Source organism: Micromonospora arida, from assembly GCF_042873195.1.
GTDB classification, from domain to species: domain Bacteria; phylum Actinomycetota; class Actinomycetes; order Mycobacteriales; family Micromonosporaceae; genus Micromonospora; species Micromonospora arida.
The window spans coordinates 89063-104669 of sequence record NZ_JBIALC010000015.1; the positions used below are offsets into that span (position 1 = coordinate 89063).

Consider the following 15607-nt stretch of genomic DNA (forward strand, 5'->3'; position numbering starts at 1 on the left):
AGGGTCACGCGGAGTTGCGCCACTTGCGGCCGTGCCGGCCGATGAGCCGGTCGGCGTCGGTCGGGCCCCAGGAGGCGGCCTCGTAGGTGGGGATCGGCGAGTTGTCCTTCTCCCAGTTGTCGATGATCGGGTCGACGATCCGCCAGCACTGCTGCACCTCGTCGCTGCGGATGAACAGCGACGCGTCACCGATCAGCGCGTCCAGGAGCAGACGCTCGTACGCCTCCGGGGATTCCTCGACGAACGTCTGGTCGTAGGAGAATTCCATTGTGGCGGTGCGGACCCGGAAGGAGTGGCCCGGCACTTTGGCACCGAAGCGCAGGGAGATGCCCTCGTTCGGCTGGATCCGCAGGATCAGCGCGTCAGCATCGAGGCCGGTGAGCTGGTCGGTCGGAATCGGCAGGTGCGGCGGCCGCTGGAACTGCAGTGCCACCTCAGTGAGCCGGGCCGGCAGGCGCTTGCCGGTGCGTACGTAGAACGGCACCCCGGCCCAGCGCCAGTTGTCCACGTTGAGCCGCATAGCCGCATAGGTCTCGGTCCGCGACAGGGGATCGACGCCGGCCTCCTCGCGGTAGCCGGCCATCAAATCCTCACGGGTGCCGCCCCGGGTGTACTGTCCCCGGACCGCGGCCTCGGCGATGTCCCGGTCGGTGGGAAGCCGGATCGCCTGCAGGAGCTTCACCTTCTCGTTGCGTAGGCCCTCAGCCTCGAATGAGGCCGGCGGCTCCATCAGTGCCAGCGCGAGGACCTGGAGCACGTGGTTCTGCACGATGTCCCGCATCGCGCCGGCGTCTTCGTAGAAGCCGCCGCGGCTGCCGACGCCCAGGGTCTCGGCGACGGTGATCTGCACGTGGTCGACCCAGGAGCGATCCCAGATGGGCTGGAAGATCGAGTTCGCGAAGCGCAGCGCGAGCACGTTCTGGACGGTGTCCTTGCCCAGATAGTGATCGATACGAAAGACCTGGTGCTCGTCGAACGCGCTGTGCACGACGCCGTCGAGCTCGCGGGCCGTGAGCAGGTCGCGCCCGTACGGCTTCTCGATGACCAGGCGGGAGAAGGAGCCTTCGCGTGGCTGGTTGAGCCCGGCACCGGCCAGTCCGTTGATCACCGGCTCGAAGGCCCCGGCCGGGGTGGACAGGTAGAAGAGCCGGTTGCCGGACGTTCCCCGCTGTGCGTCCAACTCGTTGAGGGTCTCCACGAGCCGCTTGTAGGTCTCCGGGTCGTCGTAGCCGCCGGCCACGTACCGCACGCCGCCCTGGAGCTGGCGCTTGCTGGCGAGGGTACGTTCGCCGAGGGCGCTCTCGGCGAACTGCTCGTCGGTCATCGACGTGCGCGCGACGCCGACCACCGCGAACTGGTCCGGGAGCCGCTCGTGCCGAGCCAGGCTCTCGACTGCGGGCAGCAGCTTACGCCGGGTCAGGTCACCGGAGGCACCGAAGATCACCAGCGTGGCCGGCGGGGCACTCCGCTCCTGGATGAGCTGAGATGCGTGGTCCATGTTCTGCTTCCTCCGGGCACAAGGGGTGTGGGGTTTGGGGGTGCCGTGCTGTCATGCCAGGAATTGTGGCTGTGGCGGTAGTGTCCGGGGGCCACCCGGCGTGGCCCGTTGGTCGCGGAGCTTGAGCGTCGCATGCCGGGCTACCGGATAGGCGATTCGGTGGCCTCCCCATCACCGCCGCAGGCGACATATGGAAATGCCTACAGGTCCTGCGTCCGACTGACAATCTCAGACAAGGCCAAGGAGCACCGCCTGGCACTGGGCCGCCGTCGAGCGGTAGAAGCGGCAGAGCTCCGCGAAGACCGGCGCCAGGAAGCTGTCGAAGTCGTCAGCGCCGCTAACCCATCCACCTGAACGAATGTCTGCGGCCCTGAGGGCGCCTTGGTCGAAAGCGGTCGCGCGACGCGTCGACGTCCAGCATGTCGAGCGCGATGGCGACGACGCGGACCGTTTTCCACATCGGGTCGGGAGCAACAGGGTGCCCTGAACGGTCTTGAACCGCACCCAACGGCGCGTACTGCGTCGACCCCGCCTGCGGCTCCAGGTTTCCCTAGGACCCGTCCTCTGTAATGACCTCCTCGGCGTATCCGAACGCGGTGTCCGCGCCCTCGGTCTCGGCCAACCGGTCGGCCGGCGCCTGCGCCACCGGGTGACCGGTGTCGTCGACCAGCCCCGGCGCCATGCTGCCACCGTGGGCGTCCTGTACCGCCCGGGTGCCGCGGGCCGCCTCGTCCTGCGGCACCCCGGTCTGATCCTCGTCGCGCTGCTGTTCCCGCTCGGCCATGGGCGTCCCTTCCTCGGTCCTGACCAGCGGCGGTACCCGCACGAGTGGCCGGGAAACCGATCAATTACGCCTACGCCGGTACTACCTGCGAATCGCCGGCGGCGTCATGAGTGACCATCGTCTCCTGCCGGAGAGGTTCCTCTCTCAAGATGGCGCAGTGCAGCCAGGAGTCCGGGATGGCGAAGCCGTCCACGAGCGTCCGCATGTGCGGGCGTAGCTCTTTGAGTAGAGCATTGACCACTCCGGTGATCGCCTTCGAGCGGGCCGGAGTGAGTCGGCCGTGTTCCAGGAACCAGCCCTTGTTGGCCTCGATGACGCTGAGCGCGTACAGGTCGCAAACGCGGGAGAGCAGCGCCCGGACCGCGGTGTCGGCGGTGTCTTCGATGCCGGCGACGAACGCCTCCAGGGTGATCCGGTCGGTGTGCGCGGCGGCGACGGCGAGGACGTGGTCCTGGACGTCGTTGAAGATGTCGAAGGGCTGGTTCTTCTTAGTGGCCGCGCCGTTGCGCAGGCGGCGGACCGCGCCGTCGAGGAGGTGCCTCTCGCGGTCTTCGAAGGCCTTGAGCTGCCAGCCGCGGTCGGTGACGGCGACCTCGTCGTCGCGACCGGGTACGGCGCTGATCAGCCGCTCGATGAGCGACCGCGCGGCGGTGCGTTCGAGCACCATCTCGCGGACCTGCTCGGCGACGAAGGAGGCGCGCCCCCAACCGTCCAGCGAGCCGAACTCGTCCCGGTAGCCGGTGAGCAGCCCTTTGGCCACCAGCTGCGACAGCACCGTGTTGTCGCCCTCGAAGGTGGTGAAGACGTCGGTGTCGGCCTTGAGGCTGGGTAGCCGGTTCTCGGCCAGGTAGCCGGCACCGCCGCACGCCTCGCGGCACATCTGGATGGTGCGGGTCGCATGCCAGGTCTGCGCGGCCTTGAGACCGGCGGCCCGGGACTCCAGCTCCCGCTGCCGGTGCTCGTCGACCGGCCCGTCGCCGCCCTGCACCTCGCTGAGCGCGGCTACCAGCTCGGTCTGGGCGAAGTGCAGCGCGTACGTGGTGGCCAGGGCGGGCAGCAGCTTGCGCTGGTGGGCCAGGTAGTCGTTGAGCAGCACCTCCCGGTCCGCGTCGGGCGTGCCGAACTGGCGGCGGATGTCGCCGTAGCGCACCGCGATGGTCAGCGCCGACTTGGTGGCCGCCGACGCGGCGCCACCCACGCTCACCCGGCCGCGGACCAGGGTGCCGAGCATGGTGAAGAAGCGTCGGGAGTCGTTCTCGATCGGGCTGGAGTATGTCCCGTCCGGTGCGACCTGACCGTAGCGGTCAAGCAGCATGTCCCTCGGCACCTGTACGTGGTCGAAGGTGAGCCGCCCGTTGTCCACGCCGAGCAGGCCGGCCTTGGGCCCGGCGTCGCCGATGCGCACGCCAGGCAGCGGGTTGCCCTGCGCGTCGCGGATCGGCACCAACCACGCGTGTACGCCGTGCCGTCGGCCGTTCGTGATCAGCTGCGCGAAGACCACCGCCATCCGCCCGTCCCGCGCGGCGTTGCCGATGTAGTCCTTGCGGGCCGCCTCGTGCGGGGTGTGCAGGTCGAAGGTCTGCGTCTGCGGGTCGTACGTGCAGGTGGTGCGCAGCTGCTGGACGTCGGAGCCGTGCCCGGTCTCGGTCATGGCGAAGCAGCCGAAGATCGTGCCCGAGACGATGTCCCGGAGATAGGCGTCATGGTGCCGGCGGGTGCCGAGGGCTGCGACTGCGCCGCCGAACAGGCCCCACTGCACTCCGGCCTTTACCATCAGTGACAGGTCGACCTGCGCCAGCATCTCGCTGGCGATGATCGAGCCGCCGACATCGGAGCTGCCGCCGTACTCGGTGGGGAAGGCCGACGCCATACCCAGCTCGGCGGGGAGTTCGGTGAGCAACCGGGTGATCCGCTCCCGTGCCTGGTCACCGGTCTCGCCGTAGACCGGGAGGAAACGCGCGTCGAGGTGCTCCCGGTGCGCGTTGCGGACTGCGGCCCACGGTCCGTCGAGCACGTCCCGCAGGCGAGCGAGGTCGATCTGATCGGGCACGGTTCCCCCTCAGCTGGCGGACATATGCGTACAGGTCGTACTCGATCAAGGATAGCGGCGACCGTGAGCACCGACAGCGACCGTGCCACAGTCGCCGCGCCACCCCCTCCGGCGTTGGTGATCTGCTCGCCGCCGCTTCGTCGTCTGTGGGCCGCGTGCAGACGGAGGGGCCATTCGCGCCTTGCCTGTGGCCCTGAGCCGGAGTCACCGATGATCGTCGGTCACCAGTGGCTTCGCCGCGGGCCGCTGAGCCGCAGTGTGTTGCAGAGGTCGAAGACGCCCGGCACGTCGTAGGCGAGGTCCGCCGCGACCTGCCGCGCGTTCGCGTCACTCACCACGCCGGCGAGGATGACGACCCGGTTCTGCACGGAAACGGTGATCTGCTGGCGCCTCGTGGTCCAGTCGATGCTCAGTCGTTGCGCGACCAGCGCCTCAAGTCTCAGGTCCTCGGGGTCCGGCTCGGGCTGGTGGGAGGTGTCGGCGAACCAGTTCTCATCGGGCAACGGCCATGGCATGTACACGGTCAGCTCCTTGATTGTGATGAGGCCGCGCGGGATAGCGGACGGTGAGCCGGCCTGACCGTGCTCGTGGCTGGCTCCTGGTGCTGGCGCTGCGTCGTCTCCGGTTCAGGGGGAGTCGGATGGGTCGGGCCTGGCGGTGGCCACGACGAGTACGACGCCGATGCCGGCGAGGCCGGCCTGGATGACCAGGGCCAAGAGGTTGAGGGTGCTGGTGTCGACGCCCGCGAGACGGGCGACGATGCTGCCCGCCAGCGCGGCGACCACCCCGACGGACACTGTCAGCCAGATCGGGGCCTCCTGGCGTCCTGGGACGACGAGCCTGCCGAGCAGGCCGACAGCGACGCCGACGAGGAGCGCGGTGACGAGGCCAGCGATGCTCATGGGCTCCTCGGATGTCCTTCGAGTACGAGTGCTACGACAGAGTGGGGTTGGTTCTGGAAAATTGGCCGTGCACCAGCGGCCATTCGAACGGCCTTGGCTCCTTGTGATCCGATCCCTGGGTGCCGGTTGTCGCTACCGGCGGCGAGGATTCCCTCGGTCCGGGACCGATTTCGATCAGGAAGGGGTGGCCGTGGCGGCGGTGGCGGTTGACCGCTCCGACACCGACCCCTCGGACAGTTGGGCGAGGGCGTCCTCGCGGCTGTCAAAAGTGGGAAAGGCGCCGTCCAGGCGCATCGTGTGCAGGACGGTGCGGATGAACCGCGACGGCGCGGCCAGGCAGAGGGTGGCCCCACGGTCTCGGGCCTCGCGGTGGGCACGGACGAGGTGACCGAGGCCGGTGGAGTCGATGAGGTGTACTCGGCTCAGGTCGACCACGACGTGTCCGCCCATGTCGGCCGCGTGCCGCAGGGCGGTGCGCAGGGTGTCCCCGCTGTCGAGATCGACGTCACCGCCGGCGGCGACAACGGTCACATCGTCGAGGTGGTCGATGCCGAGGATGCCACCAGGACCGTGATCGCCGCACGACGCGTGGCCGCCACCAGATGGCGGCAGCAGGCTGCAGTGCGGGCAGCGGTGCGGGCCGGTGGCGAACGGGGAACCGCTCCAGCCCTGTTCGGACACCAGGGTCCAGACGACCTCCGCGTCGGGGAGCACGCACGCGGTGGCTTTGACGGTGTCGCCGCAGGTGTCGCAGATCAGGGTCATGAGGTGGTCGTCCGGGACAACTGTCATTCTTCTGGTCCTTCCTGGGTCCATGTCTCTCCAAGCGGTGGGACACGGCATTCGTGCAGTGCCGAAGCGGCTTGGCTTCCGAGCCAGGTGTTTCCGTGCCGGGCGGCGGTCCAGCCCGATGGTGGGAAGGTGAGACCGTTGGCGCTCGTCAATGCCGGGCTCTCACCGGGGCGCGGCCATGAGCGACCAACGCCGGTGGTGCGGAGGCGGGTTCCTGTCCCGTCCCGGGCGTGCAGGACGGCAACGATGAGGCACCGTCGACGACCGGCAGGATCTGGTCCAGATGGGCGGTGTGCAGGATGCGCCGGATGCGCGGGTTCGGGTTGCGGATGGTGAGGACCCCGTCGGCACGGGCCAGCCGCCGGTGCACGTCGAGGAGGAGGCCGATGGCAGCGGCGTCGATGTGCCGGCACCCAGACAGGTCGACCACCACCTGTGCGGGGTGTAAGGCCAACAGTCGGTCGAACACTGCTCCGGTCGCCGGCAGGCAGGCCAGGGCGAACTCGGTGATGCACACCTCGACCAGCGGCAGCGTGCACGTCGTGTTTGCCAGCGGTCCTGTCACGGGCACACTCCTCTCCTTCACCGACGCGGTCGTCTAGGACCCTGCCGTGCTGGCTTGGCGATCACCACGCGGATCTGTGACAGTTCCGTGACAAATCAGCCAACCGGCTGCCACGGTTGGCCGCCGAGCCGGTCGTCTGGGGATGATGCCCGGTATGACGGCCGTACTGGTGATCGAGGACGACGACCGCATCCGTCTGGCGTTGTTGCTCGCGCTCGAAGAGGAGGGCTACGACGCTCTCGGGACGGCCACGGCCGAGGAGGGCCTGCGCGTGCAGCGCCGCGACCCGGCCGACTACGTGCTGGTCGACTTGATGCTGCCCGGCCTCGACGGTTTCGAGTGCATCCGGCAGTTGCGCCGTCACGACGACGTACCGATCGTGGTGGTCAGCGCCCGCGACGACACGCACGACATCGTCACCGCTCTCGAAGCCGGCGCCGACGACTATGTCGTCAAGCCGGTGGCGATCAAGGAATTGACCGCGCGGCTACGCGCCCTGCGCCGCCGCGCCCGTACCAGCGTCGCAGGGCACGTGCCGGAGCCCGTGCCTGTGCTCGTGGTCGGCGAGCTGGAGATCATCCCTGACGGGGGAGAGGTGCGCCGAGCCGGCCAACCTGTACCGGTCACTCGTACCGAGTTCCGGCTGCTGTGCGAGCTGGCCGAACATGCCGGCAGGGTGCTGTCCCGCCAGCAACTGCTCGAACGGGTCTGGGGGTATGACAGCGGCGACGAACGGCTGGTCGACGTGCACGTGGGACGGCTGCGGCAGAAGATCGAGCCGGACCCGGCGAACCCGCGGCACCTGGTCACCCTGCGGGGCCTGGGCTACAAGCTGCAACGATGAGACGCCTCGGACTGCGCACCCGGGTCACTGCCGTGTTCGCCGTCGGGGCGCTTCTGCTCTCGGCGTCGATGGCCCTGGTCTCCTACGAGTTGACCCGCCGATCCCTGCTCGACGAGCGGGAACGCACCGCCCTGCGCGCGGCCTACTTCGACGCTACCGTCGTTCGCGCCGGGCTCGACACCGACACCCCCGATGTGGTGGAGGTGCTCCGGTCGCTGGACACGGGCGGGATTCGACGGCCGGTGCTGCACCTGGACGGCGAGTGGTATGCCCGTACCGCCGACCCCACCACCACCGCTGCCGTTCCCGTTGAGCTGCGTCGGGTCGTCGCGGCCGGCGAGCCCGCGGTGCAGCGGGTACGCGTCGACGGCCAATCTGTCCTGGTCGTCGGGGTGCCCCTGTCGGCGTCGGCGACGTACTTCGAGATCAACTCGCTCCGGGAGCTGGAACAGACGTTCCAGGTTCTGGCGCTCGCGCTGACCACCGTCGCGATCATGGTGGCCGGCTCTGGCGCGGCGCTCGGCTGGTACGCCACCCGGCACGGGCTACGCCCGCTGACGGCGGTCGCCGACGCGGCCGAGAAGATCGCTGCCGGTGACTTCACCGCCCGCCTCGACCCGGCCACCGACCCCGATCTGACCCGCCTCTCTTCGTCGTTCAATCAGATGGTCGACCGGTTGGCCCGCCGCATCGAGCGGGACCGGCGCTTCGCCGCCGATGTCAGCCACGAGCTGCGTTCCCCGTTGCAGACCCTCGCTGCGGCGGCCAGCGTCCTTGCCCGCCGTCGGCAACACCAGGACGAACGAACCGCCATCGCGGCCGGGCTCGTCGCCGACGAGATCGACCGTTTCCAACGGCTCGTCAACGACCTGATCGACCTGGCCCGCAGTGACCAGCCAGCCCACCGGGACCCTGTGGACGTCGTGACGCTGGCCCGCGATGCCTGCCGGGCCCTCGACCTGCCCACGACCCTCGTCCATCTCGCACCCGACGTGCCGGCGGTGTGGCTGGTCGAGCGGCGCCGTGTCGCGCAGGTCCTGGCGAACCTGCTCGACAACGCGGTGACCTACGGGGGCGGTCCCGCAAGCGTCCGACTGGGCCGCGACGGTAGCGCCGGCATCATCGAAGTCGACGACGACGGACCCGGGGTGTCCGTCGAGGATCGTGAAGCGATCTTCGACCGTTTCGTCCGGGGGCGGGCAGCTCACACCCGCGGCACCGGCGACGGCACAGGGCTAGGACTCGCGCTCGTCGCACAGCACGCCGCAGCACACGCCGGTCAGGTCACCGTCGGGGACCGGCCCGGCGGAGGCGCCTGCTTCCGTGTCACCCTGCCGGAGAGCCTGCCATGAACCGCCGTCATCTCGTCGTGCTGGCGCTTGCCGCACTGCTGACCGGCTGCAGCATCCCCACCGACGATGCCCCCCGCGTAGTGCAGGCCCCGCAAGGACCATTTCAGAGCTCCGCGCCCGCCGACACCACCGCACCAGCCGGCCCTGCCGCCGAAACACTCTGCTTTGTCCGCGACAACCGCATCATCTCTTTCGTCCGGCGCGTCGACCGGCTGCCAGGGATCGAGGACCAACTGCGGCATCTGCTGGCCGGACCGACCGCAGCCGAACGGGACACCGACCTGACCAGCGCGCTGCCGGGAGCGGTCAACGCCGCCGGCGTCACCGTGATCGGCGGCCAGGCCCGCGTCGTGGTCGACAAACCCGGCGACGACGCCGGCCGCAGCGACGAGGTCCTCGCCTTCGGGCAGATCGTGTGCACCCTGACCAGCCGCGACGACGTCGCCACCGTCACGTTTTTCCGTGATGGCCGACCTCTCAGAGTGCCTCGGTCCGACGGTTCACTGTCCGACCAGCCCCTCACCCGCGCCGATTTCGCACCACTGATCACCCCTCGTTGATCTTCATCCCTACCGCCCGCTGAGCCTCGATCCCTGCTCCAAGGGGGGATCTGCGGCTTGCCGGGAACAGCGCGCCGCTCTTAGCGGTGGCTCGCTGGGCGTCGCGCAGGCTGACCGTGGGGTGCTCCGAGGCCGCTGGCCCAGGTGGCGCAGGCCGCACGGATATGCGAATCGGCGGTGACCGTCCGAGTGACGGTCACCGCCGATTGCGTGGTCGAACCGGTCAGGCGGCCGAGCAGGCGGTGTCCAGTTCCTTGATGGCGGCTTCCAGGGCCTTCTTGCTGGGCTTGGCCTTGGCGGACTTGTTGTACGCGTCGCTCAGGCCCATCATCTCGTTCTGGATTTTCTCGGAGGCGGCGGTGACTGCCTCGTTGGCGCTTATCGAGTGCGCCAGGATCGCGACCGAGCCGGCGGCCCACTGGGCACTGACCGCGAAGTGCCCGGCTGGCGGGCCGATCTTCTCGGCCTCGGTGACCTTGGCCGCGTTGTCCTTGATGTCCTTCTTGATGTCGGCGCAGGCCTTCACTGTGGCCGCGTCGTTGGCCGCGGTGCTGGTCGCGGTGGTGGTCGGGGCGGCGGGTGTCTTTTATGGACGCGACCGCGAAGCAAGGGACGCCGCGACGCCTACTCCCTCACACCGATGTTGTCGATCGGAGGTGCGCTGAGCAGCCGTCGGACGGGCCACACCGTGGTCGCCAACGCTAGCAGTGTCGTGCCGCCGAGCACCGCCACCCAACCGAGCGGCGGGACGTACGGGATCGGGCTGCCGGTCAGTCCGTTGACGATCGCGCTCAGGCTCAGTGCCGCGATCGTCGCGCCGATCAGTACCGCGGTGCCGAGCAGCCCGGCCTGTTCGGCCTGGACCATTCTCCGAATCTGCCGGCGGGTGACCCCGACCAGTTGGAGCAACGCCAACTCGCGGCGGCGGGCCAGCGCGGCCATGACCATCGTGGTGGCCGCCGCCAGCGCCGCGTACCCCACCATCACGCCGATCAGCAGCCGGTTCAGCCACGCGCCGATCGCCAGATCGGTGCTGATCAGACGCGTTCGGGTGGCGGCGTCGAGAACCTCGGTGCCCGGTCGCCCAGCCGCCCAGGTGGCCAACGCGGTGCCGGCCTGCGGGCCGGCGCTGACCAGGATCTCGTCGCCGGTATCCGTGGCCGTGTGCCCGGCGACCGTCTCGGCGGCCAGCGTGACGTCGCCGAAGCCGAGGCCACGGCCGTAGATCGCGATGACGTCCAACGTGACCGGGGTGCCGTCACCCAGCCAGAGTTCCGCCTGATCGCCGACGTCCCAGCCGGACGAGGACGCCTGCGTCGCGGACAGGGCGACAGTGCCCGCGCGCAGGTCGGCCAGGTTGCCCTCGCGCACGTCGAGGTCCATCGTCGACGTGATGCCCGCCGGGTCGACCGACTGCGCGTTGACCGGCTCGATTCCGCCGAGCACCCGCATCAGCACCTGGGTACGGTGCACACCGGTGGCCGCCCGCACCCCCGCCAACTCGCGGATTTCCCGCGCCGCGTCCGCCGGCAGCCCACCCGGAGCGACGAGCACCCGCTCGGCGAGGGTTCCCGCGCTGCTCTGCGTGGTGGTCTGCCGTTCCAGGTTGTTCTGCAGGAACCAGACCGAGCCGCCGAGCCCCACGGACAGTACGAGGGCGGTCAGGACGGTCGCCATGCCCTGCGCGTTGGCCCGCAGATTGGCCGCAGCCAGGTAGCCGCTGACCCTCCACATCCGCGGCAACAGCGGTGTCAGCAGGCGTGCCGCGTACGCGTTGATCCTCGGTGCGAGCAGCGCCACCGCGATGACGAACAGGTACAGCATGCCGACCGCGCCGGCCAGCGCCCCGGTCGACCCGGCGGCACCGAGCGTGAACGCCCCGGAGGTGCCGGCCGCCGCCAGCGTCAGCACGCCGGCGATCAGCCGCACCCGGCCGCTACGCCGAGGCTCGACAGCGATCTCGCCGAGCGCCTCGATCGGCTTGATCGCGGTGACCCGGCGTCCGGCGACCAACGCGGCGAGCACGGCCACGAGGACCGCCGTACCGACTGCGGCCGGCACCGCGAACAGGCCGCCGGCCAGCGGGAAGCTGGCCGGCACGAACCCCCGTTCGACCAGTTCGCCGTGCACCCAACGGGCCGCCAGCAGGCCGGCCGGGCCGCCGATCGCAGAGCCGACCAGGGCGAGCAGCGCCGCCTCGGCGATCAGCATGCGGCGGACCTGCCCCGGCGTGGCCGCGACCGCGCGTAGTAACGCCAGATCACGTCGACGGTGCCGGACGGACAGCCCGATGGTGCCGGCCACCACGAAGACGATCAGCAGGACGACGTACCCCCCGAAAGCCGATCCGGCCGTGACCAGCAACGTCTGGGCGGCCTGGTTCTCCGACTGCTCGACGTTGCCACGGTCTTTCCCGGCGTACGTCGTGGCGCCGGCCTCCGACGCGATCTCGCGTACCGCGCCGAGGTCGGCGCCGGGCGCCATCCGCACGCCGATCGCATCCACCCGGCCTGGGTGGGCGGACAACCGGGCGGCCTGCGCGTCGGTGAAGAACACCTCCGCCGAACCGGTCTCGGCGGTTCCGCTCACCCGGTACGACCGGCTGACCCCGCCGACGACCAGGTCGATGCGGTTGCCGGGTGCCACGCCGAACCGGGTGTCGACAAGCGCCTCGTCGTCGGCCCGTGGCGCGGCACCCGCGGCGATGGGACGACCGGTGAAGGCGTACGTGTCCCAGCCGTGTCCCACGGCGGCGGGTGAGCCGATGACCACCTTTTCGTCGCCGGTGACGGCCGTGACCCCCGGCACCTGGCGGATCCGGTCCACCACTGCCGCGTCCACAGTGCCGCCCTCGGGCAGTATGACGGTGCTCGTGGTGGTGTCGCCGCCGAACTCCTTGAACGTGTGACTGACCGTGCGGTTGGCGACGACCACGTCGGCCGCGGCCCAGAGCCGTGGCTCCGCGCGGAAACGCAAACCGGACTCGACGAGCGTGCCCATCGCTACCAGGATCAGCACGCCGGCCATCAGGGCCAGCAGGGTCGCGGCGGCGGGGCCGGCGCGGTGCCGCAGCAGGCGGGCGGCGAGGCCGGTCATCGGAGGACCCGGCGATCCAGCGATGCCAGGTGCTCGGCGATACCGGCGGCTCCGAGCTGCGGAAGGTCGGCGACGATCGCACCGTCGGCCAACACGAGCACGCGGTCCGCGTACGACGCGGCGATCGGATCGTGGGTCACCATCACCACGGTCAGCCCGTGTTCGTCCACGACCGCGCGCAGCAGCGTCAGCACCTCCGCCGCGGTCCGCGAGTCGAGGGCGCCGGTGGGCTCGTCTGAGAAGATCACCTCGGGGCGGGTGGCCAGCGCCCGGGCGATCGCCACCCGCTGCTGCTGGCCGCCGGAGAGCGCGGCCGGCCGGTGGTGCAGTCGGTCGGTGAGGCCGACCCGCTCGACCACCCGGGTCAGCCAGGCCCGGTCCGGCCGGACGCCGGCCAGGCGCAGGGGCAGCACGATGTTCTCCTCGACGGTGAGCGCGCCGATCAGGTTGAACGCCTGGAAGACGAACCCGATCCGGGTACGACGCAGCTCGGTCAGGCGGGTCTCGGACAGGCCGGACAGGTCGGTGCCTCCGATGACCACCCGACCGGAGGTGGGCCGGTCGAGCCCGGCGGCGGTCTGCAGCAGCGTGCTCTTGCCGGAGCCCGAGGGCCCCATCACCGCGGTGAAGGTGCCCCGGTCGAACCCGACATCGATGCCGGCAAGCGCAGTCACCTGATCAGGGCCGGTGTCGTACACGCGGGTGAGTTGTTCGACGCGTACCGCCGGTTCGATTGTCTGTCCCGGATACTCCGGCATTCTGGTGGCCTCTCTCCGTTTGATCGGCAAGAACTGCGCGCACCAGAAACGCTATTGACGTGGGAGAACGGCGACCATCCCGCGGGCTGCCAGGTCCGGGTACAGCAGGCGCTACCGCCGATCGCCGTTCAGGTAGCGCAGCACGGCGGTGACCCGCCGGTCGGCGCGGTCGTCCGGTGGAAGCTGAAGCTTCGCGAAGATGCTGCGGATGTGCTTGTGCACCGCGCCGTCGGTGACGAACAGCCGCTCGGCGATCGCGCTGTTGCCGAGCCCTTCGGCCATCAGCCCCAGCACCTCACGCTCACGCGGCGACAGCTCGCTCAGTGCCGTGTCCGTCCGGCGGTTGCGGGCGAGCAACTGCGCCACCACCTCCGGGTCGATCACGCTGCCGCCGCCCGCGACCCGGTGCAGCGCGGCGAGGAACTCCTCGACCCGGCCCACCCGCTCCTTCAACAGGTAGCCCAGCCCGACGGCGCCGACCGAGAACAGGTCGGTGGCGAACGCCTGCTCCACGTACGCCGACAGGACCAGCACCGCGAGGCCGGGGCGACGCCGCCGGGCCTCCACAGCGGCCACGATGCCCTCGTCGGTGTGGGTCGGCGGCATCCGTACGTCCACGATCGCGACGTCCGGCGCATGTTCGTCGACGGCGACCAGGAACTCGCCCGGAGTGCCGGCGGTGGCGACCACGTCCAGATCCTCCGCCCGCAGCAACAGGGCCAACCCCTCACGCAGCAGCGGGTCGTCCTCGGCGATCACGATCCGCATGGCAGCTCCACGTCCATTCTCGTCGGCCCTCCCGGTGGGCTCGTCAGTGTCATCCGGCCGTCGTACGCCTCGACCCGCCGGCGGATACCGGTCAGCCCTGAGCCACGTGTCTCGTCCGCGTCGCCGTGCCCGTCGTCCTCGATGCACACCAGCAGTCGGCCGCGCTCGCGGCGTACGGCCACGTCCACCTGGCTCGCGCCGCTGTGCCGGACGACGTTGGTCAGCGCCTCGGCCACCACGAAGTACGCGGTGGCCTCGACCGAGGCCGCGCACCGCACGGTCACGTCCACCTCAAGTCGGCAGGGCACCACGCAACTGCCGGCCAGGCCCGCCAGAGCGCCGGCGAGACCCCGGTCGTCCAGCACGGGCGGCAGGATCCCGCGCACCACCGTACGCAGCTCGCCGAGTGCCTGTTCCGCGGCGTCCTGCGCCTGCCCGAGGATCTCGTCGGCGCGGTCCGGATTGCGGCGCACGGCCCGTCGCGCGGCACCCAGCAACACGTTGACCGCGACCAACCGGTTCTGCGTGCCGTCGTGCAGCGACCGCTCGATCCGGCGCAGTTCGACAGCGTGGGCGTCCAGCGCCGCAGCGCGGGTGGCGGTCAGCTCGGCCACCCGCAGCGACAGGTCGACGCCCGGCGGCGGAGGCAACAGCAACCGGCCCGGCCACGCCTGGAGACGGGCCAGGACCGGGCTGAACCAGAACGCGGCGGCCAGGCAGCCGACCCCGAGCACCCCGACCCAGAGCGCGTCGGACAGGCCATCGATGCGCCACCAGACGATCCCCGGCGCGGCGTCGGGGGGGACCAGCCGGTACCACAGCGGGAAGGTGCCGTCCTGCACCGCGTAGAGCGGCAGCGCGATGCCGACCAGCCCGGTCACCAGGCCGACGAGCGAGTACAGCGCGACCCAGCCCAGCTCCCGGCGTACGAAGGGATCGCGCGTCGCCGTCCGCAACCCGGCGGGCACCGGCCCCGGCGTGGGGATCGGCTCGCCCCAGCGCGACAGCCGGGTCCGCTCGCGGTCGCTCACCCAGCGCACCGCCCGCAACGCACCGGGTGCCGCCAGCAACCCCACCCCGACCAGGCAGGTCACCGCCACGATCGCCGCCCAGAGCAGCGCGCCCAGCGCCAGCGTGGCGGTGCCCAGCCCTCCGACCAGGTGCTCCAGAGCGTCGACCGAGGCGCGAACCCGGCCCCGCACGTACGCCATCGACCCACCTCCCCCGCCAACATAGGCCACCGCAGGCCGCGCCCGGCAACGCTCGGCGCGGAAGGTACAGCCTGCTGTACCACGGTCGTCGAGCTGGCGGGATCGTCCCCGCCGCGCCCCGCGCCTAGCGTTGACGGCATCGAGGAACGCTCGCTCAAGGAGGCAGTCATGACCGATCCGTACCGCATCACCGAGGCTCCGGTCGCCGCACCGAAGAAGCCGGGCGGCCTGCTACGCCCGCTGCTGTGGCTGGTGCTCTTCATCAGCGCGGCGGCCAACGTGGTGCTGTCGACCGCAGCGGACAACCAGTGGATCAGCTCGGCGTTCGGCCTGGTGGCGGTGCTCTGCGCGGTCGCGCTGATCGTCCATCACCGCCGTAACCGCGCGCGAGAGTCGTAGGGGTCAGGCGGATGTCGGGCAGGGGGAG

At 70.4% G+C, this 15607-nt stretch carries 16 protein-coding genes; 4 read left to right on the forward strand and 12 right to left on the reverse strand.

The genetic code is table 11. The annotated features are described in order from the left end of the window. Positions 1 to 4 precede the first annotated feature (4 nt). From zwf to ACFYP0_RS30050, 7 genes are all read right to left on the reverse strand, one after another. On the reverse strand, positions 5 to 1498 hold the full coding sequence (gene zwf, locus ACFYP0_RS30020; RefSeq protein WP_386998355.1) for a glucose-6-phosphate dehydrogenase: 1494 nt from the start codon (positions 1496 to 1498) through the stop codon (positions 5 to 7). Positions 1499 to 2048: 550 nt separating this feature from the next. Continuing rightward, complete coding sequence (locus tag ACFYP0_RS30025; protein WP_386998356.1) at positions 2049 to 2282, reverse strand: hypothetical protein; 234 nt, start codon at positions 2280 to 2282, stop codon at positions 2049 to 2051. 70 nt (positions 2283 to 2352) lie between these two features. Next, positions 2353 to 4332 (reverse strand): acyl-CoA dehydrogenase family protein, encoded by a 1980-nt coding sequence (locus tag ACFYP0_RS30030; RefSeq protein WP_386998357.1) that lies wholly within the window; start codon positions 4330 to 4332, stop codon positions 2353 to 2355. 221 nt (positions 4333 to 4553) lie between these two features. Next, a complete protein-coding gene (locus ACFYP0_RS30035) occupies positions 4554 to 4847 on the reverse strand; it encodes a BON domain-containing protein (RefSeq protein ID WP_386998387.1) in 294 nt (97 codons plus the stop codon). Between the two features lie 111 nt (positions 4848 to 4958). Beyond that, positions 4959 to 5234, reverse strand: a complete 276-nt coding sequence (locus tag ACFYP0_RS30040; protein ID WP_355427273.1) for a GlsB/YeaQ/YmgE family stress response membrane protein — start codon at positions 5232 to 5234, stop codon at positions 4959 to 4961. A gap of 174 nt (positions 5235 to 5408) precedes the next feature. Beyond that, on the reverse strand, positions 5409 to 6026 hold the full coding sequence (locus tag ACFYP0_RS30045; protein WP_355498166.1) for an STAS domain-containing protein: 618 nt from the start codon (positions 6024 to 6026) through the stop codon (positions 5409 to 5411). Between the two features lie 148 nt (positions 6027 to 6174). Then, a complete protein-coding gene (locus ACFYP0_RS30050; protein WP_386998358.1) occupies positions 6175 to 6597 on the reverse strand; it encodes an STAS domain-containing protein in 423 nt (140 codons plus the stop codon). A 148-nt stretch (positions 6598 to 6745) separates the two neighbouring features. Between ACFYP0_RS30050 and ACFYP0_RS30055 the strand changes: the two genes are divergently transcribed. Genes ACFYP0_RS30055 through ACFYP0_RS30065 form a run of 3 tightly spaced genes read left to right on the forward strand, consistent with a single transcriptional unit; the run spans position 6746 to position 9347 of the window. Then, positions 6746 to 7435, forward strand: a complete 690-nt coding sequence (locus ACFYP0_RS30055) for a response regulator transcription factor (protein WP_386998359.1) — start codon at positions 6746 to 6748, stop codon at positions 7433 to 7435. After that, positions 7432 to 8787, forward strand: coding sequence for a sensor histidine kinase (locus tag ACFYP0_RS30060; RefSeq protein ID WP_386998360.1), 1356 nt, complete (start codon positions 7432 to 7434; stop codon positions 8785 to 8787). The genes ACFYP0_RS30055 and ACFYP0_RS30060 overlap by 4 nt, the downstream gene beginning before the upstream one ends. Next, positions 8784 to 9347 carry a GerMN domain-containing protein gene (locus tag ACFYP0_RS30065; protein WP_386998361.1) on the forward strand — a complete coding sequence of 188 codons (564 nt, stop codon included), beginning with the start codon at positions 8784 to 8786 and terminating at the stop codon, positions 9345 to 9347. The genes ACFYP0_RS30060 and ACFYP0_RS30065 overlap by 4 nt, the downstream gene beginning before the upstream one ends. 223 nt (positions 9348 to 9570) lie before the next feature. Here the strand turns inward: ACFYP0_RS30065 and ACFYP0_RS30070 are convergent, their stop codons facing one another. The 5 genes from ACFYP0_RS30070 to ACFYP0_RS30090 all read right to left on the reverse strand — a co-directional run bounded on the left by ACFYP0_RS30070 (position 9571) and on the right by ACFYP0_RS30090 (position 15180). Then, a complete protein-coding gene (locus ACFYP0_RS30070; protein WP_386998362.1) occupies positions 9571 to 9873 on the reverse strand; it encodes a hypothetical protein in 303 nt (100 codons plus the stop codon). A 98-nt stretch (positions 9874 to 9971) separates the two neighbouring features. Next, complete coding sequence (locus ACFYP0_RS30075) at positions 9972 to 12443, reverse strand: ABC transporter permease (protein ID WP_386998363.1); 2472 nt, start codon at positions 12441 to 12443, stop codon at positions 9972 to 9974. Beyond that, complete coding sequence (locus ACFYP0_RS30080; protein ID WP_386998364.1) at positions 12440 to 13201, reverse strand: ABC transporter ATP-binding protein; 762 nt, start codon at positions 13199 to 13201, stop codon at positions 12440 to 12442. The genes ACFYP0_RS30075 and ACFYP0_RS30080 overlap by 4 nt, the downstream gene beginning before the upstream one ends. Positions 13202 to 13312: 111 nt before the next feature. Further along, the gene (locus ACFYP0_RS30085) at positions 13313 to 13969 is read right to left on the reverse strand and encodes a response regulator (protein ID WP_386998365.1); all 657 of its coding nucleotides are present in this window, start codon (positions 13967 to 13969) and stop codon (positions 13313 to 13315) included. Continuing rightward, on the reverse strand, positions 13957 to 15180 hold the full coding sequence (locus ACFYP0_RS30090) for a sensor histidine kinase (RefSeq protein ID WP_386998366.1): 1224 nt from the start codon (positions 15178 to 15180) through the stop codon (positions 13957 to 13959). The genes ACFYP0_RS30085 and ACFYP0_RS30090 overlap by 13 nt, the downstream gene beginning before the upstream one ends. 168 nt (positions 15181 to 15348) lie before the next feature. On the opposite strand from ACFYP0_RS30090, the gene ACFYP0_RS30095 reads away from it, so the two are divergent. Further along, positions 15349 to 15579 carry a hypothetical protein gene (locus ACFYP0_RS30095; protein ID WP_124855906.1) on the forward strand — a complete coding sequence of 77 codons (231 nt, stop codon included), beginning with the start codon at positions 15349 to 15351 and terminating at the stop codon, positions 15577 to 15579. The last annotated feature ends 28 nt before the right edge of the window (positions 15580 to 15607 follow it).